This is a genomic window from Microvirga pakistanensis, from assembly GCF_004458765.1.
Classification (GTDB): Bacteria; Pseudomonadota; Alphaproteobacteria; order Rhizobiales; family Beijerinckiaceae; genus Microvirga; species Microvirga pakistanensis.
The window spans coordinates 1-223 of record NZ_SPJX01000391.1 but is presented as its reverse complement, the minus strand read 5'-3'; the positions used below and the strand labels follow the sequence as shown (position 1 = coordinate 223).

Sequence of the window (223 nt, the reverse complement as noted above, 5' to 3'; positions counted from 1 at the left end):
ATCGCGGATGAACGCGTAGAACTCTTCGACGATGGCGGCGAACACGGGCTTGTCGGCCAGGAACGCGTCGCTCAGCCCGTGCACCGCGAAGGCGCCGGGAGAAACCGGACAGTCCGGATTAATGTAGACGTGATAGCTCTTGCCCGTCGGAATGTGGTTGAGGAGTTCGACGCAGCCGATCTCGATGATCCGGTCGCCCTTGGCGTGATCGGTGCCGGTGGTT

Annotated in this window: 1 protein-coding gene; it reads right to left on the bottom strand. The window is 61.9% G+C overall.

Annotation, left to right across the window (positions count from 1 at the left end; translation table 11 throughout):
• Positions 1-223 (bottom strand): exonuclease domain-containing protein (locus tag E4K09_RS18900; RefSeq protein ID WP_280177482.1); only part of this gene is annotated, 223 nt, incomplete at both ends.